Annotated in this window: 24 protein-coding genes and 4 pseudogenes; 12 read left to right on the plus strand and 16 right to left on the minus strand. The window is 71.8% G+C overall.

Going from position 1 to position 26,475, the window contains the following annotated elements; all coding sequences use genetic code 11:
* Nucleotides 1–24 precede the first annotated feature (24 nt).
* Nucleotides 25–315: pseudogene (locus AQJ91_RS37410) on the plus strand (DUF2071 domain-containing protein); the annotation flags it as partial.
* Nucleotides 316–510: 195 nt separating this feature from the next.
* Here the strand turns inward: AQJ91_RS37410 and AQJ91_RS37415 are convergent.
* Nucleotides 511–1,023, minus strand: a pseudogene (locus tag AQJ91_RS37415) (glycoside hydrolase family 20 zincin-like fold domain-containing protein); the annotation flags it as partial.
* Nucleotides 1,024–1,290: 267 nt separating this feature from the next.
* Between AQJ91_RS37415 and AQJ91_RS37420 the strand changes: the two are divergent.
* Complete coding sequence (locus AQJ91_RS37420) at nucleotides 1,291–2,637, plus strand: amidase (RefSeq protein ID WP_067030924.1); 1,347 nt, start codon at nucleotides 1,291–1,293, stop codon at nucleotides 2,635–2,637.
* 11 nt (nucleotides 2,638–2,648) lie between these two features.
* On the opposite strand, the gene AQJ91_RS37425 is transcribed toward AQJ91_RS37420, so the two are convergent.
* The gene (locus AQJ91_RS37425) at nucleotides 2,649–3,131 is read right to left on the minus strand and encodes a GNAT family N-acetyltransferase (protein ID WP_067030927.1); all 483 of its coding nucleotides are present in this window, start codon (nucleotides 3,129–3,131) and stop codon (nucleotides 2,649–2,651) included.
* A gap of 56 nt (nucleotides 3,132–3,187) precedes the next feature.
* A complete protein-coding gene (locus AQJ91_RS37430) occupies nucleotides 3,188–3,370 on the minus strand; it encodes a hypothetical protein (protein WP_067030930.1) in 183 nt (60 codons plus the stop codon).
* A gap of 454 nt (nucleotides 3,371–3,824) precedes the next feature.
* Here AQJ91_RS37430 and AQJ91_RS37435 point away from each other — a divergent pair, with 454 nt between their 5' ends.
* Together AQJ91_RS37435 and AQJ91_RS37440 are read left to right on the plus strand one after the other, a co-directional pair.
* Nucleotides 3,825–4,277: an HD domain-containing protein gene (locus AQJ91_RS37435; RefSeq protein WP_067030933.1), complete on the plus strand. Its 453-nt coding sequence runs from the start codon at nucleotides 3,825–3,827 to the stop codon at nucleotides 4,275–4,277.
* 25 nt (nucleotides 4,278–4,302) lie between these two features.
* A complete protein-coding gene (locus AQJ91_RS37440; RefSeq protein WP_067030936.1) occupies nucleotides 4,303–5,112 on the plus strand; it encodes an SDR family oxidoreductase in 810 nt (269 codons plus the stop codon).
* Here the strand turns inward: AQJ91_RS37440 and AQJ91_RS37445 are convergent.
* The 5 genes from AQJ91_RS37445 to AQJ91_RS37465 all read right to left on the minus strand — a co-directional run bounded on the left by AQJ91_RS37445 (nucleotide 5,091) and on the right by AQJ91_RS37465 (nucleotide 11,535).
* The gene (locus AQJ91_RS37445; protein ID WP_067030939.1) at nucleotides 5,091–6,602 is read right to left on the minus strand and encodes an SDR family NAD(P)-dependent oxidoreductase; all 1,512 of its coding nucleotides are present in this window, start codon (nucleotides 6,600–6,602) and stop codon (nucleotides 5,091–5,093) included. The genes AQJ91_RS37440 and AQJ91_RS37445 overlap by 22 nt on opposite strands.
* Nucleotides 6,603–6,705: 103 nt before the next feature.
* Nucleotides 6,706–8,043, minus strand: a complete 1,338-nt coding sequence (locus tag AQJ91_RS37450) for a wax ester/triacylglycerol synthase family O-acyltransferase (protein ID WP_067030942.1) — start codon at nucleotides 8,041–8,043, stop codon at nucleotides 6,706–6,708.
* A gap of 268 nt (nucleotides 8,044–8,311) precedes the next feature.
* Entirely contained in the window at nucleotides 8,312–9,532 is a 1,221-nt protein-coding gene (gene glgC / locus AQJ91_RS37455; protein WP_067030945.1) for a glucose-1-phosphate adenylyltransferase, read from the minus strand.
* A gap of 51 nt (nucleotides 9,533–9,583) precedes the next feature.
* A complete protein-coding gene (gene glgA, locus AQJ91_RS37460; protein ID WP_067030948.1) occupies nucleotides 9,584–10,741 on the minus strand; it encodes a glycogen synthase in 1,158 nt (385 codons plus the stop codon).
* Between the two features lie 38 nt (nucleotides 10,742–10,779).
* On the minus strand, nucleotides 10,780–11,535 hold the full coding sequence (locus tag AQJ91_RS37465; RefSeq protein ID WP_079085515.1) for a (2Fe-2S)-binding protein: 756 nt from the start codon (nucleotides 11,533–11,535) through the stop codon (nucleotides 10,780–10,782).
* 210 nt (nucleotides 11,536–11,745) lie between these two features.
* Here AQJ91_RS37465 and AQJ91_RS37470 point away from each other — a divergent pair, with 210 nt between their 5' ends.
* Complete coding sequence (locus AQJ91_RS37470; RefSeq protein WP_234383276.1) at nucleotides 11,746–12,849, plus strand: DMT family transporter; 1,104 nt, start codon at nucleotides 11,746–11,748, stop codon at nucleotides 12,847–12,849.
* On the opposite strand, the gene AQJ91_RS37475 is transcribed toward AQJ91_RS37470, so the two are convergent.
* Complete coding sequence (locus AQJ91_RS37475) at nucleotides 12,819–13,955, minus strand: transglycosylase family protein (protein WP_067030954.1); 1,137 nt, start codon at nucleotides 13,953–13,955, stop codon at nucleotides 12,819–12,821. The genes AQJ91_RS37470 and AQJ91_RS37475 overlap by 31 nt on opposite strands.
* A gap of 283 nt (nucleotides 13,956–14,238) precedes the next feature.
* On the opposite strand from AQJ91_RS37475, the gene gndA reads away from it, so the two are divergent.
* Complete coding sequence (gndA, locus tag AQJ91_RS37480) at nucleotides 14,239–15,678, plus strand: NADP-dependent phosphogluconate dehydrogenase (RefSeq protein ID WP_067030957.1); 1,440 nt, start codon at nucleotides 14,239–14,241, stop codon at nucleotides 15,676–15,678.
* Nucleotides 15,679–16,157: 479 nt separating this feature from the next.
* Here gndA and AQJ91_RS37485 read toward each other — a convergent pair whose 3' ends face one another.
* The 4 genes and pseudogenes from AQJ91_RS37485 to AQJ91_RS58785 all read right to left on the minus strand — a co-directional run.
* On the minus strand, nucleotides 16,158–16,829 hold the full coding sequence (locus AQJ91_RS37485) for an aspartate/glutamate racemase family protein (RefSeq protein ID WP_199848124.1): 672 nt from the start codon (nucleotides 16,827–16,829) through the stop codon (nucleotides 16,158–16,160).
* The gene (locus tag AQJ91_RS37490; RefSeq protein WP_067030960.1) at nucleotides 16,829–17,173 is read right to left on the minus strand and encodes a GNAT family N-acetyltransferase; all 345 of its coding nucleotides are present in this window, start codon (nucleotides 17,171–17,173) and stop codon (nucleotides 16,829–16,831) included. Before AQJ91_RS37490 ends, AQJ91_RS37485 begins: the two co-directional genes overlap by 1 nt.
* Before the next feature lie 41 nt (nucleotides 17,174–17,214).
* The gene (panD, locus tag AQJ91_RS37495; protein WP_067030963.1) at nucleotides 17,215–17,634 is read right to left on the minus strand and encodes an aspartate 1-decarboxylase; all 420 of its coding nucleotides are present in this window, start codon (nucleotides 17,632–17,634) and stop codon (nucleotides 17,215–17,217) included.
* 311 nt (nucleotides 17,635–17,945) lie between these two features.
* Nucleotides 17,946–18,158: pseudogene (locus AQJ91_RS58785) on the minus strand (ABC transporter); the annotation flags it as partial.
* Between the two features lie 191 nt (nucleotides 18,159–18,349).
* Between AQJ91_RS58785 and AQJ91_RS37505 the strand changes: the two are divergent.
* The 6 genes from AQJ91_RS37505 to AQJ91_RS37530 all read left to right on the plus strand — a co-directional run bounded on the left by AQJ91_RS37505 (nucleotide 18,350) and on the right by AQJ91_RS37530 (nucleotide 24,297).
* Entirely contained in the window at nucleotides 18,350–19,291 is a 942-nt protein-coding gene (locus tag AQJ91_RS37505) for an epimerase (protein WP_234383277.1), read from the plus strand.
* On the plus strand, nucleotides 19,282–20,124 hold the full coding sequence (locus AQJ91_RS37510; protein ID WP_067030969.1) for a UbiA family prenyltransferase: 843 nt from the start codon (nucleotides 19,282–19,284) through the stop codon (nucleotides 20,122–20,124). The genes AQJ91_RS37505 and AQJ91_RS37510 overlap by 10 nt, the downstream gene beginning before the upstream one ends.
* 322 nt (nucleotides 20,125–20,446) lie before the next feature.
* Complete coding sequence (locus AQJ91_RS37515) at nucleotides 20,447–21,535, plus strand: type III polyketide synthase (RefSeq protein ID WP_067030972.1); 1,089 nt, start codon at nucleotides 20,447–20,449, stop codon at nucleotides 21,533–21,535.
* Nucleotides 21,532–22,050 carry an isoprenylcysteine carboxyl methyltransferase family protein gene (locus AQJ91_RS37520; protein WP_067030976.1) on the plus strand — a complete coding sequence of 173 codons (519 nt, stop codon included), beginning with the start codon at nucleotides 21,532–21,534 and terminating at the stop codon, nucleotides 22,048–22,050. Before AQJ91_RS37515 ends, AQJ91_RS37520 begins: the two co-directional genes overlap by 4 nt.
* An 11-nt stretch (nucleotides 22,051–22,061) precedes the next feature.
* The gene (locus AQJ91_RS37525; protein WP_067030979.1) at nucleotides 22,062–23,102 is read left to right on the plus strand and encodes an NAD(P)/FAD-dependent oxidoreductase; all 1,041 of its coding nucleotides are present in this window, start codon (nucleotides 22,062–22,064) and stop codon (nucleotides 23,100–23,102) included.
* A 337-nt stretch (nucleotides 23,103–23,439) separates the two neighbouring features.
* On the plus strand, nucleotides 23,440–24,297 hold the full coding sequence (locus AQJ91_RS37530) for a hypothetical protein (protein ID WP_067030982.1): 858 nt from the start codon (nucleotides 23,440–23,442) through the stop codon (nucleotides 24,295–24,297).
* A gap of 447 nt (nucleotides 24,298–24,744) precedes the next feature.
* Here the strand turns inward: AQJ91_RS37530 and AQJ91_RS50835 are convergent.
* The 3 genes and pseudogenes from AQJ91_RS50835 to AQJ91_RS37545 all read right to left on the minus strand — a co-directional run.
* Nucleotides 24,745–25,568 (minus strand): annotated as a pseudogene (locus tag AQJ91_RS50835) (helix-turn-helix domain-containing protein); the annotation flags it as partial.
* A gap of 22 nt (nucleotides 25,569–25,590) precedes the next feature.
* Nucleotides 25,591–26,118, minus strand: coding sequence for a DUF6879 family protein (locus tag AQJ91_RS37540; RefSeq protein WP_067030990.1), 528 nt, complete (start codon nucleotides 26,116–26,118; stop codon nucleotides 25,591–25,593).
* Nucleotides 26,087–26,353 carry a hypothetical protein gene (locus AQJ91_RS37545; protein ID WP_067030993.1) on the minus strand — a complete coding sequence of 89 codons (267 nt, stop codon included), beginning with the start codon at nucleotides 26,351–26,353 and terminating at the stop codon, nucleotides 26,087–26,089. The genes AQJ91_RS37540 and AQJ91_RS37545 overlap by 32 nt, the downstream gene beginning before the upstream one ends.
* Nucleotides 26,354–26,475 lie beyond the last annotated feature (122 nt).

Here is a 26,475-nt window from a genome sequence, read left to right on the forward strand (position 1 = left end):
GACGCCGCGGCCCGGGGTCCCGGGAGCCGTGCCGTGGTGCGCATAGGCGGGCGGATCGCGCGGCCCTCGCGGCTGGAGCGGTTCCTGACCGCACGCTGGGGCCTGCACGTCTCCTGGCACGGCCGCACGGTGCATCTGCCGAACGACCACGCGCCGTGGCCGCTGTGCCGGGCCGAGCTGCTCGACCTGGACGACGGTCTGGTCACCGCGGCGGGCCTGCCGCCCATGACGGACCCGCCGGTCAACGTGCTCTACTCGCCCGGCGTCCCGGTCCGCTTCGGTTCCCCGTCGCTGCTGCGTGGGCGGGGCCGGTAGCCGGCCCCGCTCTGCTCGAAGGGGCGCAGCCGCAGGGCGACTGGTTCCCGGTTCCCGCGGAGGTGTCCGTGGTGGCCTGGAGGACTCGGCGCTGTGCCGCGTGCCGGTGCCGCGGCTGGTCGAGCGGGGCAGCACCGGCGTGGCGCGGGGCGCGTGCGGTCAGGAGCCCAGGCCCTGGAGCCCCTCGTAGGCGGTGGCGCAGACGCCGACTCCGCGTTCCTGGTAGCGGGGTACGTCGACCGTGCGTCCGGCGGGGACGCGGTCGCCCTGCGCGAGGAGCTGGAGGAGGGTGCGGGTGCCGTAGAAGGCGCCGGTCTCGGTCGCGCCGGTCACCGACAGCCGTTTGCCGGCGTGGAGTTCGTAGCCCTCGGCACCCAGGGACGCCTTGCCGGGCCGGACGTCGATAACGATGTCACCGGTTCGGGCTCCGCCCCGCACGACGGGCACCGTGCCGTGCCCCGCCGCCCGGAGATCGTCGGCAAGGGTGCCGGCGACCCGGCGTTCCACCGCGCTGTCGGCGACGAGCCGGGTGTCGGCCCCGAAGGCGTAACTGCCGGATTCCGGCGCCCAGTCGGTCAGCGCGGGCACCGTGACCGGCGGCGGCTCCTGCGCTTCCTGCGCGACCGCGGGCACTGGCGCGACGCTCAGCGCAAGCGCCGCCGCGACCCCGGTCAAGCGCAGCCATCCTCTTCTGACCTGCCTCAACAGCGGCCCCCAATCATCGGATGGCTGATAATTGAGCGGCCCACAATCGCTGTCAATGGGACGTGAAGAAGCCAGAGTTGGGCCATTGATCGGATGACCTGCGGTTCAGTGGGAGTCGACGGGCGGCCCTCGCGAGAAAAGCCCAAGAAGACCGGTCCGAATATCCAAGCCCGGCACCCTCTCGACGGGGCGCCCGAGCGGGGGCACAGTTCTCCCTGACGTACTACTCGCCAGTACGCCCCCGCACCCGTCGCCTTCCGAGGAGCGCCCGTGACCAGCTGGGTCGGCCGGACCGCCGCCGAGATAGCCGCCGCCGTACGCGAGAAGCGGGCCACGCCGCGTGAGGTGGTGGCCGAGCATCTGGCCCGGATCGAGCGGCTCGACGGCCGGGTCGGCGCCTTCCGGGTGGTGCGGGCGGAGTCGGCCCTCGCCGAGGCCGACGAGGTGGGCGGCCGCGCCGACCTGGCCGGACTGCCGCTGGCCGGGGTGCCGGTGGCCGTCAAGGACAACCTGGCGGTGCGGGGCGAGTCGATGCGGCTCGGCTCCGCCGCCACGCCGGACACGCCCGCCGAGGACGACCATGTCACGGTGGCCCGGCTGCGCGCCGCCGGTGCGGTGGTCCTGGGTCTGACGAACGTGCCGGAGCTGTGCGTCTTCGGTACCACGGAGGGCGTCCACGGCACCGCCCGCAACCCGTGGGACATCTCGCGCACGGCGGGCGGCTCGTCCGGCGGCAGCGCCGCCGCGGTCGCCGCGGGCATGGTGCCGATCGCCCTCGGCAACGACGGCATGGGCTCGCTGCGCATACCGGCGGCCAACTGCGGCCTGGTCACCATCAAGCCGGGCACCGGCGTGGTCCCGGCCGGCATCGGCGACGGCGACTGGTTCGGCATGTCGGAGAACGGGCCGCTGGCGACGACGGTCGAGGACGCGCGCCTGATGCTGTCGGTCATCGCCGACGCCGAGGTCGTACGCCCGGCCGCCGGGCCCGGCACGCACAGGATCGCCGTCTCGCTGCGCAGCCCGATCGCGGGGATCGCCGTCAGCAGGCCGTACACGGCCGCCGCCCGGGACGCGGCCGGGCTGCTGATGAAGGCCGGTCACCAGGTGCGGCGCGCGGATCCGCCGTACCCGGTGTCGCTGAGCTTCACCTCGCTCGCGCACTGGACGGCGGGCACATCGGTGGACGCCCAGGGCCTGGACCGGAGCCGGCTCACCCGCCGGACCCGGGTGCACGCGGCCGTGGGGCGGCGCTTCGTGGGCCGGGTACGGACCGGCGAGAGCCGGAACGAGCTGCGCAGGCGCCTGGAGCCGTTCTTCGCCGAGTACGACATCCTGCTCACCCCGGCGCTGGCCCGCCGCTCCCCCAGGTCCGAGGCCTGGCACGAGCGAGGCTGGCTGCGCAATGTGCTGGCCAACACCAACTACTCGCCGATGACCCCACCGTGGAACCTGACCGGCTGGCCCGCGATGTCCGTCCCCTTCGGCACCCTGCCCTCCGGCGCGCCGTGTGCCGTACAGCTGGTGGGGCGGCCGGGTTCGGAGGCCGATCTGCTGGAGCTGGCGGCGCAGTTGGAGAAGCAGCACCCGTGGGAGCGGACGGCGCCGCTCGATTAGCGCTCAGCGCCTCACAACGCCTTGTACATGATGTGCAGCCCCACCAGCCCGTGCCGTGGGTGTTCGTATGCGTCCGGGACCGTGCCCAGGATCGTGAAGCCGAGGGAGGTCCACAGCCGTACGGCCGGGTTGGACTCGACGACGGCGTTGAAGACCATGCCCTGGTAGCCGTCCGCCTTGGCGGCGGTCAGGAGGTGCTCGGCGAGGGCGCGGCCGATGCCGCGGCCGGACTGGTCGGGGTCGACCATGAAGCCCGCGTTGGCGATGCGGGCGGCGGGGCCGCCGTAGTTGGGGGTGACGTAGGCGGAGGCGACGATGGCGCCGGTGTCGTCCTCGACGACGAAGACACGTTTGGCCGGATTCATCCACAGGAGCCGGGCGGCCTCCTCGGAGGTGTCCGGGTCCCAGGCGTAGGTCTCGCCGGCGGCGACGATGCGGTGCCAGAAAGGCCAGATCCGCGGCCAGTCGTCGGCCGCGGCTTCTCTGATCTGCATGGGCGTGAGTCTCGCACGCCCATGCGTCGGCGATCGCGAAGGGTTCTGCCAGGAGGTCAGTCGACGCTGGGCAGGATGTGGGGCTCGGCGAGGTCGTCCTCGTAGCCGGCCAGGCGGATGGGAGCGGAACGGGCCCACACGTCGAGGCTGCCGATCTCCTTCGGGCCCCGGCCCGCGCGCTCCGCGCGCTCCGTGCGTTCCTTGGGGCGCTGTTCGCGATTCGTCTTCTCCGGTGTCACCGCGCACTCCTTATGTGTTCGGTCACCCTCGGGACGTGCCGTCCGGTCTGCCGATCCGGTACCTGACGCCCGCGCGGGTCTGGGTTGAAAGCAGTTCAGACGCGGTGGCGCCGGTAACTCGTCTGAGAGCAGGCCGTTGTGCACCGGCTTGTCCCGGGACGGACCGTGGGTGTGGGTGGGACCCCGTACTGCTGTCCGTCCCCTACAGACTAACCAAATGAGCGGGCGTCCGCTCGATAGCGCTGGAAACAAGGTGTAACTATCGTGCGTCAACCCGCATTCAGGGCATTCACTATTCACCTGTTTGTTACCAGATGCACTTTTCGCGGATCCCTCATTCGGCTCAACATCATCTTGCTGCCCGCCGCGCAGTTCAGGTCCCGTTGGCCGATTCGCAAGGCGGCCATGATCTGCTGACAGACGGCAACGGCTTGCCCGGCGGGAGGACTGACGCATGGAGCTGCGCAGTGTCGAAGAGCTGATGGATCTGCTGTACGCCTGCCGGGGCACCTGGGACGCCCCGGCGCGGGCCGGTGGCGCCTGGGTCGATCTGCACCAGCACGCGCTGCAGACCGCGGCGCTGCTGCGCCGGAGCCGCCCCGCGGACAAGGAACTCCAGGTGGCGGGCCTGGTCCACGCCATCGGCCCGCTGCTGTGCCCCGGAGCCACGGCGGCCCACTCCGGCAGCGCGGCCGACGCGGTGCGGCCCCTGCTCGGCGAACGGGTCTCCCGCCTTGTCCGCGGTGCCGCGGACCCCTCGGCCCCCTCGACCGATGAGCTGCTGCGCCTGCGTCAGGCGGACGAGGAGGGCAGGGCCGCCGGGTTCGACGCCGGGGTCCTGGAGGACTGGCGCACGGTGCTGGAGCTGGTGGCGGCGCGGAACTCGCGTCTCGGGGCTGTTGACTGACGGTCCGTCATGAGACGGTACGCCGATGACGTCGCCGTACGGACTCCGGGGCAGGGCCGCGATCGTCACCGGCGGCACGCGCGGCATCGGGCATACCGTCGCCCGGCAGCTGGCCGACGCCGGGGCGCTGGTGTGCGTGACGGCGCGGGACACCGAGGAGGTGCGGCACACCGCCGCCGAGCTGGGCGGGATCGGCCTCGCGGGCAGCGTCGCCGACCCCGGCCACCTGGAGGAGGTGGTGGACCTGGTCCTGCGCGAGTTCGGCCGGATCGACATCGTGGTCAACAACGCGGCGACGAACCAGCCGTACGGCCCCCTGATGGACGTCGATCCGGACGCCTGGCGCACCGCCTTCACCGTCAACGTCGAGGCGCCGCTGCGGCTGGTGCGGGGTGCGTGGCAGTCCTGGATGCGGGACCACGGCGGCACGGTCGTCAACGTGTGCACGGAGGGCGCCGGGCACGTCGGACCCCATGTGGGCGCCTACGGCACGACAAAGGCGGCCTTGCTCCACCTCACCCAGCAGCTGGCGGGCGAGCTGGCCCCGAAGGTACGGGTCAACTCCGTCTCCCCCGGCCTGGTCCGCACCGAGATGGCGCGATTCGTGTGGGAACCGGGCGAGGAGCAGATCGCCGCCGGTCTGCCACTGGGCCGGATCGGCGAGCCGGAGGACGTGGCGCGGGCTGTGGTGTGGCTGGCGTCGGACGCGGCGGAGTGGGTCACGGGGGCGGATCTGCTGGTGGACGGGGGGACGCGGGTACGCGCGGCGGGTACGGCAACGGGATACGCCGTACACGAGCGCTTACGAGCGGACTACCACTTGCCCGGCGCGTAGTCCTTCAGGAACACCCCGTACACGTCGTCGCCCGCCTCACCGCGCACGACCGGGTCGTAGACGCGGGCCGCGCCGTCGACCAGGTCGAGCGGGGCGTGGAAACCGTCCTCGGCGAGGCGCAGCTTGTCGAAGTGGGGGCGTTCGTCGGTGATCCAGCCGGTGTCGACCGAGGTCATGAGGATGCCGTCGCTCTGGAGCATCTCCTGGGCGCTGGTCCGCGTCACCATGTTCATCGCGGCCTTGGCGGCGTTCGTGTTCGGGTGGCCCGCGCCCTTGTAGCCACGGCCGAAGACGCCTTCCATCGCCGAGACGTTCACGATGTACGCACGCCCGCTCGTCGCCTTCCTGGCGGCGTCGGCCATGGCCGGGCGGAGCTTGCTGATCAGGATGAACGGCGCCGTGTAGTTGCACAGCTGGGTCTCGAGGAGCTCCACCGGGGAGATCTGCTCGATGGTCTGCACCCAGGTGTTGCTGTCGACGACGTCGGGAACGAGGCCGCCCGCGTCGATGGCGGTGCCGTCGAGGTGCCGGGCGACGCTGGCGTTGCCCGCGACCAGAGCGAGGTCGGCGACCTGCTGTGCGTCGAGGCCGCTGGTGCCGACGGGCAGCGCGGCCGGCCCGGTGAAACGGTCCACCGCGCCGGAGTTGAAGGCGCCGATGACATGGTGGGCGGGGAGCTCCCCGGCGGGCAGCGGGGCGCTCTCGCCGTCGACCAGGGCGGCGTAGGCGGAGGGCAGGCGGCGCACGGTCTGCGTCGCGTTGTTGATGAGGATGTCGAGGGGGCCCGCCTCGGCGACCTGGTCGGCGAGGGCCACGGCCTGCGCCGGGTCGCGCAGGTCGATGCCGACGACGTCGAGGCGGTGCATCCAGTCCGCCGAGTCGTCCATGGCCTTGAAGCGGCGGATGGCGTCCTTCGGGAAGCGCGTGGTGATCGTCGTGTGCGCGCCGTCGCGCAGCAGCCGCAGCGCGATGTACATGCCGATCTTGGCGCGGCCGCCGGTGAGCAGGGCGCGCTTGCCGGTGAGGTCGGCGCGGGCGTCGCGCTTGGTGCGGTTCAGGCGGGCGCAGTCGGGACAGAGCTGGTGGTAGAAGTAGTCGACTTCCACGTACCGGGTCTTGCAGGTGTAGCAGGAGCGGGGCCGCTGGAGTATCCCCGCGATCTGGCCCTCGTCCGTGACCGACGACGGCAGGATGCCCTCGGTCTCGTCGTCGATGCGCTGTGCGGAGCCGGTCGCCGTGGCCTCCGTGACCGCCTTGTCGTGCGCGGTCTTGGCGGCCCGGCGCTCCTGGCGGCGGCGCTGCTTCACGGTGCGGTAGACGCCCGCGGTGGCCCGGCGCACGGCGATCGCGTCGGGGTGGTCGACCTCCAGCTTGTCGAGTTCCTCGAGCACGCTGAGGCAGACGGCCAGCCGCTCGGGGTCGAGGCCGGGTCCGTACGAGGACTCAGCCAGCCCGTCCGTGGTCGTCGCGCCGTCCTCTGTCACCGTCATCGCCGCTGCCGTTCCCTGCTCACCCGCGCGGCGCTCCGGTCGCGTCCGCTGTCGAACAGGGAAGTTTACGGAGCGCCGGGCCTCACCTCCAAACCCGCGACGATCACGGGGCGCAGGCGTTGATCAGCGTCTCCACCTCCTCGGAGAGGGCGGCGGCGAACCGGTCGAGATCCGGTAGGGCCTCGGCGTCCGCGACGAGCCCGTAGTGGACGCGCCCCCGGTACGTCGAGATGGCGACCGCGAGGGACTGACCGCGGGCCAGCGGGGCGTACGGGAAGACCTCGGTGACGGGGTGGCCGCCGAGCTTCAGGCCGATGCCCGGCAGCGGCACGCTGGTGACCAGGATGTCGAACCAGAGCCGGGCGGCCTGCTTGACCAACGGTCCGCCGAACCGGTGGCCGAGGGCGGGTACGTGGTCGGCGAGCAGGGCGACGGCGCCCGCGCCCCGGTTGGGGCCGGCGTCCTTGTTGCGGTCCATGGCAGTGCGGACCGTCTCCAGGCGGCTGAGCGGGTCGGGGTCGTCGACCGGAAGCCGCATCAGGTAGCCGGAGAGCCGGTTGCCCTGTGGGTGGGCGGTGCGCGGGCGGCGCTTGGAGACGGGGATCAGGGCTCGGGGCGCGACGCCCTCGCTGCCGTCGCCGCGCTCGTCGAGCCAACGGCGCAGGGCGCCGGCGACGACGGCGATGAGGACGTCGTTGACGGTGCCGCCGACGGCCTTGCGGACCTGGTGCACGTCGTCGAGGTCGACGACGACTCCGGCGGTACGGCGGGTTCCGCTGGGCTCGGCGGTCAGCGCGGACGAGGAGCGCACCCCCAGGGTCGAGACGGCGACGGACGCGCCGATGTCGAGGGCCCGGCCCACGTCGGACAGGGCGCCGCGCACCAGCCCCGGCAGTCTGCGTACGTCGGGCAGGAGACCGCGCGGGGGCTCCGCGGGGCGGGGTCGGGGCGCGGGCATGTCCATCGGGTCCAGGACGGCGGCCGCGAGCGTCAGTGCCCGCAGTCCGTCGGCCAGCGCGTGGTGGAACTTGAAGAGGACGGCGAACGACACGCCGTCCTCTCCCGGCAGCACGTGCGCCTCCCACGGCGGCCGCTCGCGCTCCAGCGGGCGCTGCATGAGCGTGCCCGCCACCGCCTGGAAGTCGGCGGTCGGGGCGTGCAGCCGGACGTGGTCGAGGGGGTCGAAGTCGGGAGCGGGCTCACGTGTGGCGCCCCCGAAGGACAGCGGCTGCAGGAGGTCGAGCGGCTGCCAGGTGTCGCGGATCCGCATCCGCAGTCCCGGAACGGCGGCGGCCCGGGCGGCGAGCAGGTCGGCCGCGTGCGCGCCCGCGGTGGGTGAGTGCGCCGTGAAGACGCCGAGCGCGCCCAGGTGCATGGGGTGTGCGGCGGACTCGATGTTCCAGAACGCCAGGTCGAGAGGTGCGAGCAGGTCAGAAGTCAATGGCTTGCCTCGCGTCGACGAAGAGTGGGTCAGCAGTCAATCGCTTTAGGGCGATTACGGTCAAGTACGATCAAGCTACGCACAGTTAACAGCAGATTAAGTCCCGCCTCCGAGGGAGAGGCGGGACTCATGAGGTATCTGGGGTCATTTTCACGCATGTCGGCCGCTTTTTGTGACCTCAGTCACCGTGTCGTGGTGACATACAGCACCACCCGTCCGGGCGCGTCCGAATGCGCCTGGGACGGCGGTGAAGCGGGGTGCGGAGCAGCTACGGGACCAGCTGCCCCTTGCCCAGCGCGATCACCCCGCCCTTGGAGACGGTGTACAGGTCGGCGTCCCGCTCCGGGTTGACGCCGATCGTCGCGCCCGGCGGCACCTCGACGTTCTTGTCGAGCACGGCGCCCCGCACCACCGCGCCCCGCCCGATGTGCACGTTGTCGTGCAGTACCGACCCCTGGACGACGGCCCCCGGATCGACCACCACGCCCGGCGACAGCACCGACCGCGTGACCTGCCCGCGGATCAGACATCCGGCACTGATGATGGACTCGCTGGCGATGCCGCCCGCGTTGAAGCGGGCCGGGGAGAGCTGGTTGGAGTGCGTGTAGATGGGCCAACTTCGGTTGTACAGGTTGAACTTGGGGCGCTCGGCGATCAGGTCCATGTGCGCCTCGTAGTACGCGTCCATGGTGCCGACGTCCCGCCAGTAGCCCTGGTCACGGGTGGTCTCGCCCGGCACGTGGTTGGCGCTGAAGTCGTAGAGCTGCGCTTCGCCGCGGTCGGTGAGCTGGGGCAGGATCGAACCGCCCATGTCGTGCACGGAGTGCTCGTCCTCGGCGTCCCGCTGGAGAGCTTCTATCAGCGCCTTGGTGGTGAAGAGGTAGTTGCCCATCGAGGCGTAGACCGTCTCCGGGTCGTCCGGCAGGCCTGGCGGGTCGGCGGGCTTCTCCAGGAAGCTCTCCACCGTCTGGCCGTCCGAGCCGGGGCTGATCACGCCGAAGGACGACGACTCTGCGCGCGGCACCCGTATCCCGGCCACCGTGACGCCCGCGCCGCTCTCGATGTGCTGGGTGAGCATCTGACGCGGGTCCATGCGGTACACGTGGTCGGCGCCGAACACCGCGACGTACTCGGGGCGTTCGTCGTAGATCAGGTTCAGCGACTGCAGGATGGCGTCCGCGCTGCCCAGGTACCAGCGCGGTCCCAGGCGCTGCTGGGCGGGGACCGGGGTGACGTAGTTGCCGAGCAGGCTGGACATCCGCCAGGTCGTGGTGATGTGCCGGTCCAGGGAGTGCGACTTGTACTGCGTGAGGACGCAGATGCGCAGGATGTCGGCGTTGACGAGATTGGACAGGACGAAGTCGACGAGGCGGTATGTGCCGCCGAAGGTGACCGCGGGTTTCGCGCGGTCCGCGGTCAGGGGCATCAGGCGTTTGCCTTCTCCGCCCGCCAGTACGATTCCGAGCACCGAAGGTCCGCCACGACGCATGGCCGCTCCCCTCACCGTGGTTGATCCATGCCTGCCCTCACGCGGGGCGCACTACGCCTGTTTGAGGATCTCCTCGTAGAGGAGGACCGTCCGTCGTGCCACCGCGTCCCATCCGAACTCCCCCACCGCGCGCTCCCGTCCGGCCTCGCCCATCCGCCGGGCGGCCTCCGGGTCGCCGACGACCGAGTCCAGGGCCTGGGCCAGGCCGGCCTCGAAGTCATCGTCATCGCCCAGCGGGACGAGCAGGCCCGTCCTGCCGTCGTCGACGACCTCCGGGATGCCGCCGACCCGCGAGGCCACCACGGGAGTTCCGCAGGCCATCGCCTCCAGGTTGACGATGCCGAGAGGTTCGTACACCGAAGGGCACACGAACACGGCGGCGTGCGTGAGGAGTTGGATCACCTCCGGGCGCGGCAGCATCTGCGGGATCCAGTGGACGCCTTCGCGGACCCGGCTCAGCTCCTGGTAGAGGTCGCGGAACTCCTGGTCGATCTCGGGGGTGTCGGGGGCGCCGGCGCACAGCACGACCTGGGCGGCCGGGTCGATGTCCCGGACCGCGCGCAGCAGATGGGGTACGCCCTTCTGGCGGGTGATGCGGCCGACGAACAGGACGTACGGGCGGTCGGCGTCGAGGCCGATGCGGCGCAGCACGTCGGTGCCGTGGTCGGGCTGGTAGAGCGTGGTGTCGATGCCGTTGTGCACGACGTGCACCGACTCCGGGTCCAGCGCCGGGTAGCAGGTGAGGATGTCCTCGCGCATGGCTCCCGAGACGGCGATCACCGCGTCGGCGGCCTCGATAGCGGTGCGCTCGGCCCAGCTGGACAGGGCGTATCCGCCGCCGAGCTGCTCGGCCTTCCAGGGGCGCAGCGGCTCCAGGGAGTGGGCGGTCATCACATGCGGGATGCCGTACAGGAGCTTGCCGAAGTGGCCGGCGAGGTTGGCGTACCAGGTGTGGGAGTGGACCAGTTCGCGGCCTTCGAGGCCGACGGCCATGGCAAGGTCCACGGAGAAGGTGCGCAGCGCGTCGTTGGCGGTGTCCAGCGCGGACCAGGAGCGGTGCCGCAGCACGCCCTCCGCACGGCCTTCGCCCCAGCAGTGCACGTCCAGGTCGACGAGGGCCCTCAACTCCCGGGCGAGGAACTCGACATGGACACCCGCGCCGCCGTACACGTCCGGCGGGTACTCCCGGGTCAGCAGTCCCACTCGCACCCGGAACCCCCTGTCTCAGCGGCTGGTTGTACTCATGGTCACCCAGATGCGGCGTGCGGGGAAGACCGCGGGGGCCGTGTGAAGCAACAGTCGCCGCACAGGCCTCCGCCCGGCACCCGGTAGTAGAGGCAGCAGCTGCGGCGCCGGAAGGCGGTGCCGGTGAGCGTGCCCGTGGCGGTGAGGCGGGGGTGGCCGAAAAGCTCCGCCGTGAGGGAGCGGGCCAGGGCGGCGACGTCCGTGCGGCCGTTGGCGCGCGCCCAGTGGTCGAGTTGCCGGGCGGCGCCGGCGAGCGCGGAGCCGGCGTTGCCCCACAGCAGGCCGGCCGCGACGCGGTACCGGGCGCGCAGCGCCTCGGCCAGGGGTTCGAGGTGGCCGTGGACAACGACGGCCGCGACGGTTCCCGCGTCAGCGGGCAGCGGGCGCACCTCGGGCAGCCACAGGTCGTCGGGAGCGCTGCCGTCGGGGTCCCAGTGCAGCAGGTGCGGGTCGAGGTCGGGGATCCGGCCGTACAGCGCGGCGCAGCCCAGCGCCACCGACCAGAGCCGGGCCGCGAGCCCCTGCTGGGCCACGGAGGCCGCGATCCGCGGCTCGGGGGCGCGCAGGGTGTTCGCGACCTTTTCCACCCGGAAAGTCATAGAATTACGACAAATATCAGATGATTCGATTTCGTATGTCTGCGCGAGGGTCGGAAGGGGCCGGTGCGGTGCCCCTCGCGTGGGCAGTACGAAGAAGCCGCCGAGCGGCCGGAGCGCGGCGAGACCGGGGTCGAGATCCACGAAGCCCAGTAGTACCAGGACCCCTAAGGGTTCCCAGCAGGGGGCCTCCCCCAGGTGTCACCCCTCCAGGGGAGGACACGGGCCCCGTCGTACTCCATCGGCAGTAGGACCCATTGCGTGCTCAGGTACGACGACGGGAAGAGGTTTTCGAGGGATCGTGTTGCACATGGAAGCCGACCGTTCGCCGCGCCGGGGCCAGGGCCCCCGCCTCACGCAGAGGAGCAGCTCATGAGCGCCCTCGCGTTGTCCGTGCTGCTGTCGCTCGTCTCCGCCGTCGCGTACGCGGGCGGAGCGATCGTGCAGGAGCGTGTGGCGGTGTCCTCACCGAGCCAGGAGTACGCGCCGCTGCGCCGGCCGGCCTGGTGGGCGGCGGTGGCGTTGAACGGCTCGGGCGGTCTGCTGCACGTGGTGGCCCTGGCGTACGGTCCGCTCAGCCTGGTGCAGCCGCTGGGTGCCCTGACGATCGTGTTCGCGCTGCCGATGGCGGCGCTGTTCGTGGGCCGCAAGGCCGGGGCGACTGCCTGGCGGGGCGCGATCATGGCGACCGTGGGTCTGGCCGGTCTGCTGTCCTTGGTCGGCGCGTCCGAGTCGCAGTCGCTGGAGACCGCGCAGCGGGTGGGCGTGGCCGTGGTGGCCGGCGGTGTGGTCGTGGCGCTGATGATCGCGGGCCGGGCCGCGCACCGGCATCCGGCGGTGCGCAGCGTGCTGCTGGCGGTCGGTTCCGGCATAGCCTTCGGTATGTCGTCGGTGTTCACCAAGCTCGTCACGGTCGACTGGGACGGCGGGGTGTCGGCGGGCGACCTGCCGACCCTGGGCACGATCGGCGTGTTCGCGGCGGCGGGTCTGCTGCTGTCGCAGGCGGCCTACCGCGGCGCGGGCCTGGCGGCTCCGCTGGCCACACTGACGGTCGTGAACCCGGTGGTGGCGGCCGCGGTCGGCATCACGATGTTCGGTGAGACCTTCCGGTACGGCACCACGGGCACCGCGCTCGCGCTGAGCTGCGGTGTGGTGGCGGCGGGCGGACTGATCCTGCTGACGACGGAGCGGATGGCCCGTACGGAGAAGGAGACGGTGGTTCCCGAGGTGGCCGCCGAGCCGGTGGTTCCCGCCGGAGAACTGCTCACCGGGCTCCCGGAGCAGACCGTGCGCCACGAGCAGAAGATCGTGGTGACGGTCCCGGAGAGCCCGTACGACGACGAGGAGCCGCCGGGTCGGCTGCGGCATCCCGCCGAACCTCTACGGCCCGTTCTACGGGGGCCCGTACGTGCCGACGCCGGTCATCGACCGGCATCGCACGGGCGTCAAATCCTGACGCCGCCGGCCCTCAGATAGGCCACCGGGTCGACGTCCGTGCCGAAGCCGGGCCCCGTCCGCACCTCGAAGTGCAGATGAGGGCCCGAGCTGTTGCCCGTGGACCCGGAGCGGCCGATGCGCTGGCCGGCGCCCACCGACTGGCCGGACTTCACCGAGATCGCCGACAGATGGGCGTACTGGGTGTAGCGGCCGTCGGCGTGCCGGATCACCACCTGGTAGCCGAAGGATCCGCCCCACCCGGAGCTCACCACCTTGCCCGCCCCGACCGCCTTCACGGACGTACCGGTGGGGACGGGGAAGTCGACGCCGGTGTGGTAGCCCTTCGACCAGGAGGAACCCGCCTTGCGGTACGGCGTGCCCGCGCCGGCGCTCACCGGGGAGACGAGCGAGCGGCTGGTCGTGGCCTGCTGCTCCCCGGCACCGGAAGAGGCCTTCTCCGGCGACGTCTTGGGCGTGGTGTGGGTGGTCGGCGTGGTGGTGGCGGCCTTGCCGCGCAGGCTGAGCCGCTGCCCCGGCAGGATCAGGTCGGGATCCGCCCCGATGGTCTTCCGGTTCGCGGCGTACAGCCGCTGCCAACCGCCCCGTACCTTCTGCTCGTCGGCGATCGTGGAGAGCGTGTCCCCGCGGACCACGGTGTACATCTCGGCCGTACCCGCCCGCGACTGGGGCGTGGTCTGCGGCCGCACGTCCTGTACGGAGGTCTTCTTCTTGGTGGTGCCGGCAGGCTGGATCTCCGGTGTGTCCCCGCCCCGGGTCAGCCCGGCCCGAACCGAGCACACCGGCCAGGCCCCGGGACCCTGCCCGTCCAGCACCTTCTCCGCGACGGCGATCTGCTGGTCCTTGGTGGCCAGATCGGCGCGGGCCGCGTACCGGGGGCCGCCGTAGGCCTCCCAGGTGGACTGGGCGAACTGCAGCCCGCCGTAGTAGCCGTTGCCGGTGTTGACGTTCCACCGGTTGCTGGACTCACAGGCGGCGACCTTGTTCCAGGTGTCCACGTCGGCCGCCTGCGCGGCGCCGGTGCCGATGAGCGGGATCGCCATTCCGGCGCTGCCCGCCGTGACGGTGAGCGAGGCCCGGTTGATCCTGTTCGGCTGATACCGGCGGTGCCGACCGCGTACGGCCATGAAAGAAGCCCCCTCGACATGCGTCGAAAAGGCCAAAAGTAAGCGTGCCGAACAGGCCATGACAAGACGGCAATCAGCCGCCCTTCCGCCTCAAGCGACCAGGAATAAACAGCGGTTGCGCAACGGCTGAGGCAGGTGGGTCCTCCCGTGCGTATTTCCCCGCGGAACGTCGACCGGCTCGGACGTGCGCTCGACGTACCGGCAAGTCAGGATGGTCGGTGGAGCGATACTGACGGGCACACCCGGCACCACCGACAACCGGATCCTTTAGGAGCCAACGGTAATGAGCACTTCAGCGCAGATCGGCGTCACGGGACTGGCGGTCATGGGCCGCAACCTCGCCCGCAACTTCGCCCGCAACGGCTATACGGTCGCGTTGCACAACCGGACGTCGTCGCGCACGCACGCCCTGGTCGAGGAGTTCGGGAGCGAGGGCGAGTTCATCGCGGCCGAGACCGCCAAGGAGTTCGTGGCGGCGCTGGAGCGACCGCGGCGCCTGGTCATCATGGTGAAGGCCGGGGACCCGACCGACGCGGTGATCCAGGAGTTCGCCCCGCTCCTCGAGCCCGGCGACATGATCATCGACGGCGGCAACGCGCACTTCGCCGACACCCGGCGCCGGGAGCGCGAACTGCGCGAACAGGGCATCCACTTCGTCGGCATGGGCGTCTCCGGCGGCGAGGAGGGCGCGCTGCACGGCCCGAGCATCATGCCGGGCGGCCCGAAGGAGTCGTACGACTCACTGGGCCCGATGCTGGAGAAGATCTCCGCGAAGGCGGCGGACGGGGCCCCCTGTGTGACGCATGTCGGTCCGGACGGCGCCGGGCACTTCGTGAAGATGGTGCACAACGGCATCGAGTACGCCGACATGCAGCTGATCGGCGAGGCGTACCAGCTGCTGCGTGATGTCGCCGGGTACGAGCCCGCGCAGATCGCGGAGATCTTCCGCACCTGGAACACCGGCCGCCTGGACTCCTACCTGATCGAGATCACGGCCGAGGTGCTGTCGCACGTGGACGCGGCGACGGGCAAGCCGTTCGTGGACGTCGTCCAGGACCAGGCGGAGCAGAAGGGCACCGGCCGCTGGACCGTGCAGATCGCGCTGGACCTGGGCGTCCCGGTGTCCGGCATCGCGGAGGCGGTGTTCGCCCGCTCCCTGTCCGGCCACTCGGCGCTGCGGGAGGCTTCGCGGGGCCTGGCCGGGCCCAAGGCCTCCCCCCTGAGCGAGTCCGAGGCGGCGGCCTTCGCCGACCGGGTGGAGCAGGCGCTGTACGCCTCCAAGATCGTGTCGTACACGCAGGGCTTCCACGAGATCGCGGCCGGCAGCGAGGAGTACGGCTGGGACATCGACCTCGGCGCCGTCTCCGCGATCTGGCGCGGCGGCTGCATCATCCGCGCGGCGTTCCTCGACCGCATCCGCGCCGCGTACGACACCCGCGCCGACCTCCCGAGCCTGCTGGCCGACGAGACGTTCGCGGCGGAGATCGCGGCGGCCCAGGACGACTGGCGCGAGGTCCTGATCGCCGCGACCCGCCAGGGCGTCCCGACGCCGGGCTTCGCGGCGGCGCTCGCCTACTACGACGCCCTGCGCGCCGAGCGACTGCCGGCCGCGCTCACGCAGGGGCAGCGGGACTTCTTCGGGGCGCACACGTACCGCCGGACGGACCGGGAGGGCTCGTTCCACACGCTGTGGGGCGGGGACCGGTCGGAGGTGTCCGCGTAGGCGGCAGGCACGGGCGTGACGGCGGTGGGTGCCCTGGACGGGCGTCCACCGCCGTTTTTGCTGCGGTGGCGGGCGGTCGGGCGGTTCCGTCGCCGGAGCGGTGCGGTGAGCGGGGGCGGGGGCGGGTGGGGAGCGCCCATCGCCGGTCCGCTGCGACCGGCCGGGCGTCCGCCATGCGGGGATCAGGTGAGCGGTGGGCCCGGCTCGGGGTTCGGTACCGGTTCTGGGCCGGGTGGGATCGGGGACGGGGAGGGCTCCGGGGGCGGGCCGGGGCTCGGGGGCGGTGTGGGCACCGGGGTGGGCGGTGGTTCGGGGGTCGGGGTTGGTTCGGGGGGCGGGACCGGGTGGGGCTCCGGGTGTGTGGGGTCCGGTCCCAGAGGGGTGGGGTCCGGGTACGGGTTCGTCATGGCGTCCTCCGGCCAATCGGTGCACGTCGGCTCTGGACTACTCCCCCGCGTACCCGGGGGCCGCGCCACCAGTCACTCGCGCGCGTCAATGCGGGCGACCAGGTGGGTCTGCCCCGCGTGCGCCGCCGCGCCGACCGCCAGTCCCTGCCGTGGGCTGGACAGCACCGGAATCGAGGTCGTGGCCAGGTGCTCGGCGGGGGCCATGGACCCCTGGGCGAGGACGATCGCGTCCGCGTCGGTCACCTCGTCCGCCGTGGCCGCCACCCGCCGGGCGTAGCCCTCCGTGTCGCCCGCCTCGAAGTACGGCCAGGCGGCCTCGACGAGGCGGGTCCGTACCTCGACCGGGCGCCCGGCGCGGGACGACTCCTCCTCGATCAGCGTCACCGTCGGCCCGAACGTGCTCTCCACCGTGGCGAGGACGACGACACGGGGACCGGCAGCCACCGCGGCCGCGGCCATCGGACGGTCGACGCGCAGCACCGGCACCCCGGCCTCGACGGCCGCCGCCTCCGCGACCCCGCCGATGCTGGAACAGGTGCACAGCACGGCCCGCGCGCCCTCCCCGACGGCCCGGTGCAGCGCCGCACGCACGTCGTCCGTGACGGAGTCGGCGCCTTCGCGGCGGGCCCGGTCCAGCAGCTCCTCGTCGACGAAGTGCCGTAGTTCCAGGCCCTGGTGGTCCTCGTCGCGCAGCGCGTCGAAGACCGGGACGTGCGCGTGCGAGGTGTGCAGGAGGGCGAGCATCAGAACCGCCCGGGATGCGCCCGCAGCCAGTCCTTCGCCGCCCGCAGCAGCTCCGGGTCGGCCGCCGGGGCCTCGTCGGGGTGGCGTTCCGCCCACTTCACGACGTACGGGCACAGCGGTGCGACGACGATGCCCTCGCGAGCGGCCATGCCGTACAGCTCGCGCGCCAGTGAGCCCGCGATGCCCTTCCCCTCGTGGGCCGGTTCCACGATGGTGTGGACGGGGACCAGGGCGTGCCCGGGGGATTCGAGGACGAAGTACTCGATGTAGCCGACGACTTCACCGCCGGCCACGGCCTCGAGGCGGCCCGCTGCCCGGTCGTCGCGGATCTCGATGTCGTTCATGGGCACGCTCCTGGTCCGTCGAATGGCGCGTCGGGTGCCGGTCAGGCCGGTACGGCCTGCGGGCTGCGCTCCTGGTCGGAGCCCGGCACCGGTGCGGACGGGTCGGCGCCGAGGGCGACGATCCGGTTGTCACCGTCCACGTGCACGACCCGCGGCTCGAACACCCGGGCCTCGGCGTCGGTCATCTGACCGTAGCTGATGATGATCACCAGATCTCCGGGATGGACCAGATGGGCCGCCGCCCCGTTGATCCCGACCACGCCCGAGCCGCGCTCGCCCTTGATGACGTATGTCTCCAGGCGGGCCCCGTTGGTGATGTCGACGATGTGGACGAGCTCGCCGGGCAGCAGATCGGCGGCGTCGAGGAGGTCCGCGTCGATGGTCACCGATCCCACGTAGTGCAGGTCGGCCTGGGTGACGGTGGCGCGGTGGATCTTGGACTTGAACATGGTGCGCAGCATGAAGAAGCTCCCGATTTGTCTGCTCCCTGCCCGCTTGTCGCAGGTCAAGGGCGGTCTCCGGAGACTACAACGGTTCGCATCTTCGGTCAGCTGTCGCCAGGTGTTCCAGGACTCACACTGACCCGTTGCCGGCTTTCCTGACGAATGATCAGGTCGATGCGGGCTCCGATCTGCAGGCCGGACAGGAACCAGGGCAGGTAGGCGCATGCCGTCAGTGCACTGACCGCGAGAGGGTCACCGGGTGGTGGCCGCGGCCGGCAGCGGTAGGGCGACCACACGTACGCCGTCGCCACTGCCCGGAACAGGCCCGCCGTGTCGCTGGTCTCCACGACGCCCCCCTGTCTCATCACACTGACGCGGTCACAGATGTCGGCGACGACGCCGAAGTTGTGCGTCACCAGAAGCACGGCCATTCCGCGTTCCTGCCGGAGGGCGCGTATCAGGTCGAGCACTTCGGCCTGCACGGTGACGTCGAGCGCGGTGGTGGCCTCGTCCGCGATGATCAGGTCCGGTTCCGCCGCGACGGGGCGACGTCGTGGCACGAACCCGGTCGATGTCACCGTGGGCCAACGCCTTCAGGGCCTCGGGAGGCAGGCGGAGGAGGGCACGACGCACAGCACAGCCGAGAGCTGCCGACGCTGCGGACGTTCCACCGGATGCCGGAGTGCCTCGTGTGAGCGGGCAGGCAACGTGGCAGCGATCCTGCATGCCCATCATGGTCGCAGGTGCAACGGGAAGCATCGGCTCCGCTGCCGTACGACGCCCGCGTGCCGAGGCCGCGCACGACCTCCTCGGCCTGGCCCGGCGGCTGCCCGGCGGCTCTGGCAGCCGTGGCGCCGACCGGCGCTCGGTCGGCCTGAGCGCCGAGTCCTGCCACGGCACATCGGCGACACCCGCCGCCTGCTCCGAGCCGTCGCCGAGGCCGGCGTCCCGCGGTTGTTCCACATGGCCTCGCCCAGCGCCTGCTCACCGAAGCAGGACGACCGCCCGGTCGAAGAGTCCTGGCCCGCCGAGGGCGCCCGACTCGCGGTACGGCCGGCACGAATCGCCGGCCCGGCGCCTCCTGCACCAGCACGACGCCTCCGGCACCGGCTCGCTCTTCACCCGCCTACTGCCCGTTGTCGTCGGCCGGAGTGCCGCCGGCATTGCCCTGCTCCGGTGCGTACCCGCCAAGGCGCTCGGCATGCTGCCGGTCCTGCCGATGGGCCGAGGGCTGCCCCTCCGGATGGTCCACACCCAGGAGATCGCCGAGGCGATCGCCACCGTGCTCCACCAGCACTCGGGCGGTCCGTTCGAACCTGCCGCCGACACGCCCGTGACCGCGGCGGTATCCCGGACGTGTTCGGCGCCAGGCCTGTGCACGCGCCCGAGGCAGTGGTCCGCGGCCGCCATGTCGGCCGCCTGGCACGTGCCCCTTCAGCAGGTCGACACTCTGTGGCTCGACATGGGCTCCGTACTCCCGATGACGGACACGACCCGCGGGCGTACGGAGCACGGACGGCCCCCGGCCGAGGACGGCCCGGATGTGTCCACCGAGATGGTCGAGAGCATGAAGGACGCGTCCCACAGAACTCCCGTGCTGCGCCCGCGCACCGTGCTCGGCACGCTCGACGCCACGATCCGTCACAGGCCGGTCGAGGTGCGGCGATGCCCGTGACCACCCGCGCGGTCCCGGCGCGCCCCGGACCGTCGCCTGTGCCCGCGCTGCTCGCCACCGCCCACGGCGGGCCCGCCCTTGCGGTCACCGCCGTCGCGGGCCTGCTCGCTCTCCGCGCCGACCTGCACCCGCTCGACGCCGCCGCCGTCACCGCGGCGGTGTTCACCGGCCAGCTCACGATCGGCTGGGGCAACGACCTGCTGGACCTCCGTCGTGACCGCACCGTCGGCCGCACCGACAAGCCGTTGGCCACCGGAGCCCTCCCCGTCAGCCGGGTGGTGCCGGCCCTGGTCGTGGCCGCACTCGGCTGCCTCGTGCTGTCCGCGCTGGCCGACTGGCGCAGCGCGCTGGTCAACGCCACCCTTGCCACCGGTGCGGGCCACGCCTACAACCTTGGGCTCAAGGCGACCGTGTGGTCCTGGGCGCCGTACGCCTGCGCCTTCGGGACGCTGCCCTCGGTCGTCACCCTCGCCGGCCCCACCCAGGGCTGGGCACCGCTGTGGATGACCGGCGCCGGCGCCACGCTCGGTGTCGGAGCGCACCTGCTCAACACGGTGCCCGACCTCGCCGACGACGAACGTACCGGCGTCCGCGGCCTCCCTCACCGGATCGGCGAACGTCGCTCGCGCGTCCTCGCCGCCGTACTGTTGCCCGCCGCCTCGCTGCTCGCCGTCCTCGGCCCCGCAGGAACGCCCCCGGCGTGGGCGTGGGTGGTCCTTGCACTGGTGACCGTCCTCGCACTCCTCACGCTGGTCGCCCGCGACCGTACTCCCTTCCGGGCCGCGGTGGCCATCGCCCTGCTCGACGTCGTCCTGCTCGTGGCGGCCGGCTGATGGCGCCCTCACTCACCACTTCGACCCCGGGCCGGCGCCATCACCCTGGGCCAGTTCCACGCCGACCCGGGTCTGCGCGATGCCCTCCTGGACCGGGCGGACTTCGCTGCCCCAGTCGCGCCACGCCGCTCTCGCCGCCCGCCTCGCCGCGACACACGGAACCTCGGGGGCGGCTGCGCTCCTCGGCCGCCGACCGGCATGTCTCCTACGGCCTCGTCGAGCTCGGTCCCGGCCGGGGCCGGCTCACCCCGACCCTCGCGCTCAGCCTCGGTCGGGCCCTCGTTGCGCCCATCCGCCCGACCAGCCGACCACCGGAGCCAGCATGACCATGCGCGTCCTCAGCGTCCGCGGCACCCTGCCGGAGCACAGCCACCGGCAGGAGGAGATCACCGAGTCCTTCACCACCATGCTGGTCGAGGACACGGTCAAGCGCGGCATCGTGGAACGGTTCCACCGCAACGTGTGCGTCGAGACCCGGCACACCGTGCTCCCGCTGGAGGAGTACGCCCGGCTCGAGGACTTCGGCCAGTCGAACGACGTCTTCATCCGGGCCGGCGTCGAGCTCGGCGGTCGCGCGGTCGTCGACGCGCTCAAGGCCGTCGGCCTCACACCGGCCGATGTCGACTACATCGTGTCGTGCACGGTGACCGGCCTGGCCGTCCCCTCGCTCGAGGCCCGCGTCGCGGCGGAGATCGGGCTGCGGCCCGACGTGGTGCGCCTGCCCCTCGTCGGCCTCGGCTGTGTGGCGGGCGTGGCGGGTGTCGCCCGCCTGCACGACCTGCTGCGCGGCCGCCCGGACGGGGTCGCGGTGCTGATGTCGGTCGAGTTGTGCTCGCTCACACTGCAGCGCGACGACACCTCGGTCGCCAACCTCGTGGCCAGCGGCCTGTTCGGGGACGGCGCCGCGGCGGTGGTCGCCGTCGGGCCCGAGCACGCACTCGCGCAGTCCGACGACCCGGCTCGTCCCGAGGTCCTCGCGGCGCGCAGCCGTCTCTACCCCGACTCGGAGCGCATGATGGGCTGGGACGTCGGCTCGGGCGGGCTGAGGATCGTACTCGACCCCTCGGTCCCCGACCTGGTGCGTCGTCACATCGGCGACGACGTCCGTGGCTTCCTTGCCGACCACGGGCTGACCAGCGACGACCTCGGCTGGTACGTGGCGCACCCTGGCGGCCCCAAGGTCCTCGAAGCGCTACAGGACGCCCTCGGGGTCGAGCGGGACGCCCTGGGCGTGACCTGGGACTCGCTGCGCCGGATCGGCAACCTGTCCTCCTCCTCCGTGCTGCACGTCATGGCGGACACGCTCGCCGACCATCCGCCCCCGCCCGGCTCCTACGGGCTCATGCTCGCCATGGGCCCCGGCTTCTGTTCCGAGTTCGTGCTCCTGCGCGCTCCGGGTGGTGAACAGTGAACAGCGAGGTCCTGTTCACCGCCCTGGTCCTGGCCGTCGGCCTGGAGCGGGTCGCCGAACTGGTCGTGTCCCGGCGCAACGCCGCCTTCAGCCTCGCGCGGGGCGGCGTGGAGTGCGGGCGGGGGCACTACCCGTTCATGGTGGTGCTGCACACGGGCCTGCTCGTGGGCGCGCTCGTGGAGGTGTGGATGCGCCGACCGGACGCTGTAGCGGTCCTCGCCTGGGCCATGCTCGCCCTGGTCGCGGCCTCGCAGGCGCTGCGCTGGTGGTGCATCGCCACCTTGGGGCGGCAGTGGAACACCCGGGTGATCGTCATGCCGGGCGCCGCGCGCGCGACGGGCGGCCCCTACCGCTGGATCCCGCACCCCAACTACGTCGCCGTCGTCGTGGAGGGGCTCGCGCTGCCCCTGGTGCACTCGGCCTGGGTCACGGCGGTTGTCTTCACCGCGCTGAACGGGTTCCTGCTCGCCACCCGCATCCGCGCCGAGGACGCCGCACTGGCACAACTGGCCTGAAGGAGGCGCACATGGACCTGCTCGTCGTCGGCGGGGGGCCGGCAGGCCTGGCCACGGCCCTGCACGCGGCCCGGGCGGGGCTCGACGTCGCCGTATGGGAGCGGCGCGCAGGCATTGTCGACAAGGCGTGCGGCGAGGGACTGATGCCGGGTGCCGTCAGCGCCTTGGCGGCGCTCGGTGTGCGTCCGCCGGGCCACGACCTGCGGGGCATCCGCTATGTCGCCGGACCGCGCCGGGCCGATGCCGACTTCGGAGGGGGCCCGGGCCGCGGGGTGCGTCGCACGAGGCTGCACGCGGCACTGCGCGAGACGGTGCTGGCCGCGGGCGTACGGGTCGAGCAGCGCACCGCGCACCATGTCGAGCAGGACGACGACGGGGTTCGGGTCGACGACACCCGTGCCGGCCACCTCGTCGCGGCTGACGGCCTGCACTCGCCGATCCGCCGGGCCCTGGGCCTCGACCGGCCACGCCGGGCCCGCCCGCGGCACGGGCTGCGGCGCCACTACGAGCTCGCCCCCTGGAGCGACCACGTCGAAGTGCACTGGGCCCGGTACGCGGAGGCCTACGTAACCCCGGTGGCCGGCGACCTCGTGGGGGTCGCAGTGCTCACCACCGCCCGCGGGTCGTTCGACGACCACCTCGCCGCCTTCCCCGAGCTGCGGGAGCGGCTGGCCGGGGCCCGGCACGCCGGACCGGTGCGCGGGGCGGGCCCGCTCCGCCAGGACACGAGCGCACGCACCGCCGGCCGAGTGCTGCTCGTCGGCGATGCCGCCGGCTATGTCGATGCGCTGACCGGTGAGGGCATCGCACTGGCGCTCGCGCAGGCGCCGGCGGCCGTCCGGGCCGTCACCAGCGGTGACTTGGGGGGCTACGAGCGGGAGTGGCGGCAGCTCACACGGCGCTACCGCTGGCTGACCCACGCGCTGCTCGGCGCGACGCGGGTGCCCCCGGCTCGCGCGGCGCTGGTGCCTCTGGCACAGCGGCTGCCGTGGCTGTTCTCCGCGACCGTCGACACGCTGGCCCGCCCGGCCGGGCAGCACGGGTCGGCGTGACGGAGCCGACCGCGTACGCCCCCGGCACGGGCACGCTCCTGCCGGTGTCCCTCGGGTGGCCCCGGTGCCGCTGCCCGCGCTGCCGGACCGGCCACGGACCACGCGCCCGGTAGCGGCTCCCGGGGACGGCCCGTGGACGGCGTCCACCTGCGAGGCACGTCAAACAGCCCCGTCCGGCCGTCCGGCTGACGGGGCACGGGCCACGGCCCCCAGAGCGCGGCTCTGGGGGCCGCGTGCTGCCCTGCCAGAGCAAGGAACCACAGTGCACAGGTCCGCGAGGATCACGTTGTGGCCGGAATGACCCACTGCGGGCTGTCCCGTTGTTACGGTCGCCCGTATGACGCTCTCGGTACCTTCGGCGCGTGCCGTCGACTTGCGGGTTGAACCGGTTGACGACGTTCTTGATCGCGTGGAGCGGTCCCTGCAGGTCCACTTGGATCAAGGCACGGTTGTGCGCAAACGGCGCTCTGTCGGGGCGCGGACGGACCGTGACACCTGGGTACGCGTCGAGAGGCGATGCCTCGACAAGATCGGAGTCCAGGGCTGGAACGGCAACGAGTGCGCCGCGCGTCTGAAGGGCATCGCCCAGCCCGCATGGCAGGCATGTGTGGTCTGGCGGGACGCGGACGAGCTGGTGATGTGGCGGGCCGACGAGACCGAACTCCTGCCGGGGACGCCCATCGGCACCGCCGTGCTCAGCGAAGACCCGAAGCTGCCGGATGGCTGGTGGCAGGCTCTCAGCTCCTCGATGGACGCGCTCGCGGCGCAGGACACGCGACGCGTTGCCACGCCGGACACCGTAACCATCACGCAGGCCCTCGTCACCGAGTCCATCCGCAGCGCGTTCTCCGGTAACTTCGACACGGCGGTTGAGCGATGGGTGCCGACACACGCGGATCTGAACTGGGCCAACATGACAGCGCCGACGTACTGCCTCTTCGACTGGGAGGACTGGGGGAACGCGCCGCGAGGGCTGGACTCCGCCTCGCTGTGGGGAAGCTCCCTTGCCGTCCCGGCTCTGGCCGATCGCGTACGGGAGGAGCGGCGCCATGACTTCGAGAGCCGGGACGGCAAGCTGATGACGCTGTTCGTGTGCTCGAAGATCCTGGGGCCGGATGCACACCCCGAGGACCCTCAGCTGGAGCCCGCGCGCCGTATGGCGGAGCAGGTCGTCGCGGAGCTTCAGACGGGCTGACCGCGCGACCGGTTGCGGAGGAGGACCCGGACACTGGTGGATCGCCTGCTCGTCGGCCTCCCCCGCCAGAGCGCCGATCAGGTCGCCCAAGTGCGCAGGTTCGTCGGTGCCCACGGCAACGGTGTCGACCAGCGGGAGGTGGTAGGCCGCCCGGAAAGCCGCCTCTAGGCGGGAGAGCTCTGCGCTGTCCCGGAGGAAGACGCGGGGGTCGATCCGGTCCCACACCCGGGCGCCCGTGCTGCCTCCGAAGGGGCACATACCCCACACCATGCTGTCGCTCAGGCACCACGCCGCAGTTAGGGCGTCGGCGGCATCAAGCGTTCTGATGCCCACCAGCAGGCCGGCGCGGACCATGAGGACGGACGGTCTCGGCATGGTCGTGTCGATCAGATCCGGCAGCGGTGACGGATCCCACGACGCGACACCCCAGGCCCCGCACATTCCTTTCGCCGAGTTGATGAGGGTGCGGGCGTGATCGCCGTAGACGGCCATCTTCGCAAGTTGGGCGAACGCCTTGCGGTAGTCGGCGATTTCGCGAGGTTGCCTGATGTTGATCTCAGCGGTGAGGATCTCCACCACGGCGTGGGCGTCGTCGAAGACGTAGAACGCCTCCAGGGGCCAGATGACGCGCTGAGCAGTGAAGGGGATGACACCGAGCGAGACCGAGGGCAGCGGCAGGACGTCAAGAAGATGCCGGAGCTGGTTGGTCGTCGTTCCCCGGTCGCCGATCCGCGAGCGCAGAACCCACTCCTCCAACAGCACGACGAAGCGGTGGCCCCCCTCGTACAGGAACCGACTACGGGCGAGGCGGGCGGCAACGGCTTCGGCGACGTCGTTGGGCGTTCCCTGAAAGTCGGTGATCGACTGCATGAGGGCGGTGGCGAAGCCGGCGGTCTGGAAGAACCCGGGAACGGCGTTGGAGCAGTACACGCGGCACACGGTCGCCTGCTCGTGGAGGGTGTAGAAGTCCTCCTGGACCTTGCGCATTCCGTCTTTGTGAATGCGCCGCCACTCCACATACATGGAGTCGACCGCCCGCGCCGTGGCGATCAGATCCGCTGTCTGGTCCCCCGCTCCGCAGTCCGCGCACCAGGCCCTGATGTCCGCGTCGGAGGGTGCGGCGTCGCCCTTCTGGATGCGGGTCGTCTTCGCCGGATGCCAGCCGCACCGGGCGGAGAGTTCCTTCCCGGTGAGGCCGGCGTCCTGACGGAGGTGCTGCAAGCGCTTCGCGAGGGCTCACGCGCCGCCTGGGCGCTGGACGAGGGGGAGGCGGGCTTGGAGTCGTGCGCGGGATCAGACGGTGAACTTCTCGTGGTCGATGGCGCGCTCCCACACAGCCTCGAACGCGGCAACGACCATCTTCACCACGTCGGGGTCCTCGTTGAACGCATGTCCTGCCCAATCGCCGTCACCGGTGAACCAGTGGAACATCACCCGCCGGTCGTCGATCAGCCACAGGTCGTTTCCGGGAAGGGCGATGTCGGAGGCGAGACGGCGGGGGAGCCAGCGGACCTGCTCACCGACGGCGACGTTGACCGGGGTCAGGGCGTGCTCCCACCGGATGTAATCGGTCACTGGCTCGGAGACGATCCGGGCCCGGCGCATCTGGACGCCCCTGGCGACGGTCTCGCGCACCAGCGGGGTCCAGCCTTGCCAGAACGGCGAATCGGGATCGACGTCGGTCCGACCGGTCCGCAGGAAGTCCTCGAAGCCGGCCTTTTCATTGCCGACGCTGTAGATGTCGCGCATCTCCAGATGGACGGCCGTGTACTGGGCGGACCGCAGCAGCTCAGCGAAGTCCGGCACGCCGTTCTGCGACATCACACGCCTCCCTCAGAATCGGCACCATGCGGACCGGGATGCGGATCACCGTCTCGTGCACGGGAATGCCCGTGTCGTGTCCGGTGACCCATTCCGTCTCGCTCACCTGGGCCCTCAACAGCTTGTCGGCCTCCTCGCCTTGGAGAATGAGGTCGGCCGTCTCTTCCTCCGCCCACACGGTCGGCGAGCCGCCTCCGGTGGTCTCCGGGTCGATTCCGACGAACTCTAGGGCCATGGTGCCCTCCCGCTTCAAGTCGGTTGCGGGTTCTTGCGTTGCGACGCTTCCCGAGCGGTTGTGCCGGGTCAAGGAAGCGTGGCGTTCTTCGCATCAACATGGCCAGTCCACGCGGAATGTAG

The organism is Streptomyces dysideae, from assembly GCF_001514305.1.
Classification (GTDB): Bacteria; Actinomycetota; Actinomycetes; order Streptomycetales; family Streptomycetaceae; genus Streptomyces; species Streptomyces dysideae.

Excerpts from the sequence above, each read along its gene's own strand:
- AQJ91_RS37540 (WP_067030990.1), bottom strand. The coding sequence starts at position 26,118 with ATGTCGCAGAACGGCGTGCCGGACTTCGCTGAGCTGCTGCGGTCCGCC.
- AQJ91_RS37485 (WP_199848124.1), bottom strand. The coding sequence starts at position 16,829 with ATGCTCGCCCTCCTGCACACCTCGCACGCGCACGTCCCGGTCTTCGAC.
- AQJ91_RS37505 (WP_234383277.1), top strand. The coding sequence starts at position 18,350 with ATGGTCGCAGGTGCAACGGGAAGCATCGGCTCCGCTGCCGTACGACGC.
- AQJ91_RS37525 (WP_067030979.1), top strand. The coding sequence starts at position 22,062 with ATGGACCTGCTCGTCGTCGGCGGGGGGCCGGCAGGCCTGGCCACGGCC.
- glgC (WP_067030945.1), bottom strand. The coding sequence starts at position 9,532 with ATGCGTCGTGGCGGACCTTCGGTGCTCGGAATCGTACTGGCGGGCGGA.
- gndA (WP_067030957.1), top strand. The coding sequence starts at position 14,239 with ATGAGCACTTCAGCGCAGATCGGCGTCACGGGACTGGCGGTCATGGGC.
- AQJ91_RS37445 (WP_067030939.1), bottom strand. The coding sequence starts at position 6,602 with ATGACGGTGACAGAGGACGGCGCGACGACCACGGACGGGCTGGCTGAG.
- AQJ91_RS37545 (WP_067030993.1), bottom strand. The coding sequence starts at position 26,353 with ATGGCCCTAGAGTTCGTCGGAATCGACCCGGAGACCACCGGAGGCGGC.
- AQJ91_RS37425 (WP_067030927.1), bottom strand. The coding sequence starts at position 3,131 with ATGCAGATCAGAGAAGCCGCGGCCGACGACTGGCCGCGGATCTGGCCT.
- AQJ91_RS37440 (WP_067030936.1), top strand. The coding sequence starts at position 4,303 with ATGACGTCGCCGTACGGACTCCGGGGCAGGGCCGCGATCGTCACCGGC.
- AQJ91_RS37530 (WP_067030982.1), top strand. The coding sequence starts at position 23,440 with ATGACGCTCTCGGTACCTTCGGCGCGTGCCGTCGACTTGCGGGTTGAA.
- panD (WP_067030963.1), bottom strand. The coding sequence starts at position 17,634 with ATGCTGCGCACCATGTTCAAGTCCAAGATCCACCGCGCCACCGTCACC.
- AQJ91_RS37470 (WP_234383276.1), top strand. The coding sequence starts at position 11,746 with ATGAGCGCCCTCGCGTTGTCCGTGCTGCTGTCGCTCGTCTCCGCCGTC.
- AQJ91_RS37510 (WP_067030969.1), top strand. The coding sequence starts at position 19,282 with ATGCCCGTGACCACCCGCGCGGTCCCGGCGCGCCCCGGACCGTCGCCT.
- AQJ91_RS37435 (WP_067030933.1), top strand. The coding sequence starts at position 3,825 with ATGGAGCTGCGCAGTGTCGAAGAGCTGATGGATCTGCTGTACGCCTGC.
- AQJ91_RS37515 (WP_067030972.1), top strand. The coding sequence starts at position 20,447 with ATGACCATGCGCGTCCTCAGCGTCCGCGGCACCCTGCCGGAGCACAGC.
- AQJ91_RS37490 (WP_067030960.1), bottom strand. The coding sequence starts at position 17,173 with ATGAACGACATCGAGATCCGCGACGACCGGGCAGCGGGCCGCCTCGAG.
- AQJ91_RS37475 (WP_067030954.1), bottom strand. The coding sequence starts at position 13,955 with ATGGCCGTACGCGGTCGGCACCGCCGGTATCAGCCGAACAGGATCAAC.